Origin of the sequence: Paenibacillus timonensis, from assembly GCF_022427145.1 — a bacterium.
Lineage (GTDB): Bacteria > Bacillota > Bacilli > Paenibacillales > Paenibacillaceae > Fontibacillus > Fontibacillus timonensis.
In genome coordinates, this window is record NZ_JAKSXN010000119.1 from 1 (window position 1) to 3,418 (window position 3,418).

The following is a 3,418-nucleotide window of genomic DNA, read 5'->3' on the forward strand; positions in this document are numbered from 1 at the left end:
CAAAAAAACCGCCCCGAAGGGCGGTTTCTTCATCGCTTAACGGATTAGCTGAAGAACACGTTGCGTTCTGTTTCTTTGTCGAAGATATGAATTTTGTTCATATCGATCGCCAGTTTAACGTTGTCGCCTTCACGTGTATTGGAACGGCCGTCCACACGAGCGATCAAACCGTCGCTGCCTGCACCGTTCAGGTACAATTGCATTTCGTGACCCAGGTTTTCCGTCAGATACACGTTAGCAGTAAATGTCGTTTGCGGCGAAGCTTCCAGGAACACTGGCTCTTCATGGATGTCCTCAGGACGAATACCCATGATGACTTCTTTGCCGATGTATCCTTTTTCTTTCAGAACGGTTGCTTTGCCTTGAGGCACAACAACGTCCATGTTGTTAGCTTTGAAACGAACCGTACCAGCTTCTTCAGCCAGCGTACCGTTCACGAAGTTCATCGTAGGGGAACCGATAAAGCCAGCAACGAAGATGTTACCCGGTTGGTTGTACAACTCTTCTGGAGAAGCAGCTTGTTGAATGATACCGTCGTGCATAACCACGATGCGGTCACCCATCGTCATCGCTTCGATTTGGTCATGGGTTACGTAGATACAAGTCGTTTCCAAACGTTTAACCAGTTTCGTGATTTCAGCGCGCATTTGACCGCGCAGTTTAGCATCCAAGTTGGAGAGCGGTTCGTCCATCAGGAACACTTGAGGATCGCGGACAATTGCGCGGCCCAAGGCAACCCGTTGACGTTGACCACCGGAAAGAGCCTTAGGTTTGCGGTCCAGCAAATGCTCGATGTCGAGGATTTTTGCGGCTTCGCGAACGCGTTGGTCGATTTCTTCTTTCTTCACTTTACGCAGTTTCAAACCGAACGCCATGTTCTGATACACGTTCATGTGCGGGTACAGCGCGTAGGATTGGAATACCATCGCGATGTCGCGGTCTTTCGGAGCAACGTCGTTTACGACGCGGTCGCCGATGTACAATTTGCCTTCCGTAATTTCTTCCAAACCAGCGATCATCCGAAGGGTCGTGGATTTACCGCAACCGGACGGACCAACCAGCACGAGGAACTCTTTATCCGCAATATCGAGATTGATGTCTTCTACGGTTGCTTTTGCAGCACCCGGGTATTTTTTGAAAATGTGTTCTAAGCGTACGCCTGCCATGTGTTTGGCCTCCCATAAAATAAATTTGGTATTAGGGTTCTTTGCCTCTTATGAAATCGGATACATTTTATATTTATATATTAGTCGATAGGAGTCCGCCCATCCATCCACAAACTGCACAAAAAACTCAAGGCCTTTTCGTCACTTTATACAATAGCAGCTCCAGCTTGACCAATACCGCGTCGTTAAACGTCCTCACATCCAGCCCGGTCTCCTGTTTGAACTTATCCATCCGGTATAATAACGTATTCCGGTGAATATAAAGCCGTTTGGCGGTTTCACTGACATTGCAGTCCAACGCAAAAAACGTCTCCAACGTCGTTAACGTCTCCTCGTCCTGCAGCAAGCCGGCGCGATCTCCGAACTCCTGGACGAATTGACAGCGCTGCTCCTCCGGAATGCTATAGACCAGCCGTTCCAGCTTCAGCTCCCAAGGCAAGTGGATTTGGTCGGTTACATTAAACACTCGGCCGAGGGCCAACGTCTGGCGCAAGAACAACGTGGCAGAGGCCAATTCCGTCTCAACGATTAGCGTGCTCCCCACCGTGAGATGAAATCCCCCAACCCATTCATTGGTGACGAGCTCATATAATCCTTGGCATAACGCGCTCAGCAGGTCACGTTCCGTTTCCGCGGCCTCTTCGCTCTCCTCCCGCAAACTCATAAACAGCTCTTCGCCCAGCAAGATCAGCCAATCCTCTTTTAACGGAACCAAGATCACTTCTCCGCCGAAGTAACTTTTTAAGAGCTTATTCAGTTTTGAAAAAGAAATCGCCTGCCCTTGCCCCGAACTTTCCCAGTTCAGCAAAAAGGGCAGCATTCTCCCCTTCAGCTTCGCCTTCAAGGTTAAATGCTCGGGTATGGGCTGGTTCAGCTCGCCCAGCTCCAGACGTTCTTGCAGCCACTCCCCGAGCTGGAGGCAACGTGATTCATCCTCCCGCTTTAAGCTTGATGCGGGGGGAGAAGGTTCACGTGCCGCGGTCAAGAGCATTTGAATCAACTGAGCCTCCGCCTCGGTCACGCTGGATGCTTCCGTTTCGAGAACCCGTACGCCTCCTTGTTGGCGCTCCACGAGCCATACCCACCTTTGGTCAACGCGAAAAGGACCATTTTCCCGTCCGTCCGATTCCGCGATGGCGTTGTTCCAGGCCTGCCTTTCCCAAACGCTCTCCGATAGCGGCGAGCCGACGACGCCCTCTACTTGCTGTTTCAGCCATTTGATATCCATAGCGGTGCCTTTCTCTCCATGCATTTTAAGGTTCATTAAATTCATTTTATCATACCCGCCGGAGTAAACGTAAATCCTGCTTCAACGTAAAAAAGCCGTCAACCCTAAGGTCAACGGCTTTGATCATGAGCCATGAAGGACTCGAACCTTCGACACCCTGATTAAAAGTCAGGTGCTCTACCAACTGAGCTAATGGCTCACAAAAACTGGTGGAGGCTGATGGATTCGAACCACCGAACTCGTCAGAGAACAGATTTACAGTCTGCTGCGTTTGGCCACTTCGCTAAGCCTCCATATGAATTATGCTACCCTGATCCTTTTAAAATCATGTAGGAGCATAAAAGTGGCTCGGGACGGAATCGAACCGCCGACACGAGGATTTTCAGTCCTCTGCTCTACCGACTGAGCTACCGAGCCGCAGGTTTTACGGTAAATTTCCAAAAAAATAAAGCGGTGAAGTTGGCCACTTTCCCACTTTACGGTGGAAATATTTAAATAAATGGCGGAGCCGACGGGATTCGAACCCGCGGTCTCCTGCGTGACAGGCAGGCATGTTAGGCCTCTACACCACGGCTCCGCATTGGTAAAAATGGTGCCGGCGAGAGGACTTGAACCCCCAACCTACTGATTACAAGTCAGTTGCTCTACCAGTTGAGCTACACCGGCACGGTGTAAATATTTATTTGCAAGGTGTCGATGATGGTGGAGGCTGAGGGGATCGAACCCCCGACCCTCTGCTTGTAAGGCAGATGCTCTCCCAGCTGAGCTAAGCCTCCGAAATGATATGGTAGCGGCGGAGGGGATCGAACCCCCGACCTCACGGGTATGAACCGTACGCTCTAGCCAGCTGAGCTACGCCGCCACGATATAAGCTTGTACAAATGGCGGAGAGAGAGGGATTCGAACCCTCGCACCGCTTACGCAGTCTAACCCCTTAGCAGAGGGTCCCCTTATAGCCACTTGGGTATCTCTCCAAGCCATAAACTCAAGGTTTAATCCTTGAAAACTGGATACGAAACGAATT

The 3,418-nt window shown here is 50.5% G+C and carries 2 protein-coding genes and 8 tRNA genes; all 10 read right to left on the reverse strand.

The window, feature by feature from the left end:
- Positions 1 to 44: 44 nt before the first annotated feature.
- The 10 genes from MJ257_RS24345 to MJ257_RS24390 all read right to left on the reverse strand — a co-directional run bounded on the left by MJ257_RS24345 (position 45) and on the right by MJ257_RS24390 (position 3,368).
- A complete protein-coding gene (locus MJ257_RS24345; RefSeq protein WP_240271763.1) occupies positions 45 to 1,166 on the reverse strand; it encodes an ABC transporter ATP-binding protein in 1,122 nt (373 codons plus the stop codon).
- A 127-nt stretch (positions 1,167 to 1,293) separates the two neighbouring features.
- Positions 1,294 to 2,430: a PucR family transcriptional regulator gene (locus tag MJ257_RS24350; RefSeq protein WP_240271764.1), complete on the reverse strand. Its 1,137-nt coding sequence runs from the start codon at positions 2,428 to 2,430 to the stop codon at positions 1,294 to 1,296.
- A gap of 90 nt (positions 2,431 to 2,520) precedes the next feature.
- Positions 2,521 to 2,593, reverse strand: a tRNA-Lys gene (locus MJ257_RS24355).
- Positions 2,594 to 2,601: 8 nt separating this feature from the next.
- Positions 2,602 to 2,687, reverse strand: a tRNA-Tyr gene (locus tag MJ257_RS24360).
- A 51-nt stretch (positions 2,688 to 2,738) separates the two neighbouring features.
- Positions 2,739 to 2,811, reverse strand: a tRNA-Phe gene (locus MJ257_RS24365).
- 83 nt (positions 2,812 to 2,894) lie between these two features.
- A tRNA-Asp gene (locus MJ257_RS24370) sits at positions 2,895 to 2,971 on the reverse strand.
- A 13-nt stretch (positions 2,972 to 2,984) separates the two neighbouring features.
- Positions 2,985 to 3,060 (reverse strand) — tRNA-Thr (locus tag MJ257_RS24375).
- Between the two features lie 34 nt (positions 3,061 to 3,094).
- Positions 3,095 to 3,170, reverse strand: a tRNA-Val gene (locus tag MJ257_RS24380).
- 9 nt (positions 3,171 to 3,179) lie between these two features.
- A tRNA-Met gene (locus MJ257_RS24385) sits at positions 3,180 to 3,256 on the reverse strand.
- Between the two features lie 20 nt (positions 3,257 to 3,276).
- A tRNA-Ser gene (locus MJ257_RS24390) sits at positions 3,277 to 3,368 on the reverse strand.
- Positions 3,369 to 3,418: the final 50 nt, after the last annotated feature.

Coding starts and splice junctions, on each gene's coding strand:
- MJ257_RS24345 (WP_240271763.1), bottom strand. CDS start 1,166: ATGGCAGGCGTACGCTTAGAACACATTTTCAAAAAATACCCGGGTGCT.
- MJ257_RS24350 (WP_240271764.1), bottom strand. CDS start 2,430: ATGAACCTTAAAATGCATGGAGAGAAAGGCACCGCTATGGATATCAAA.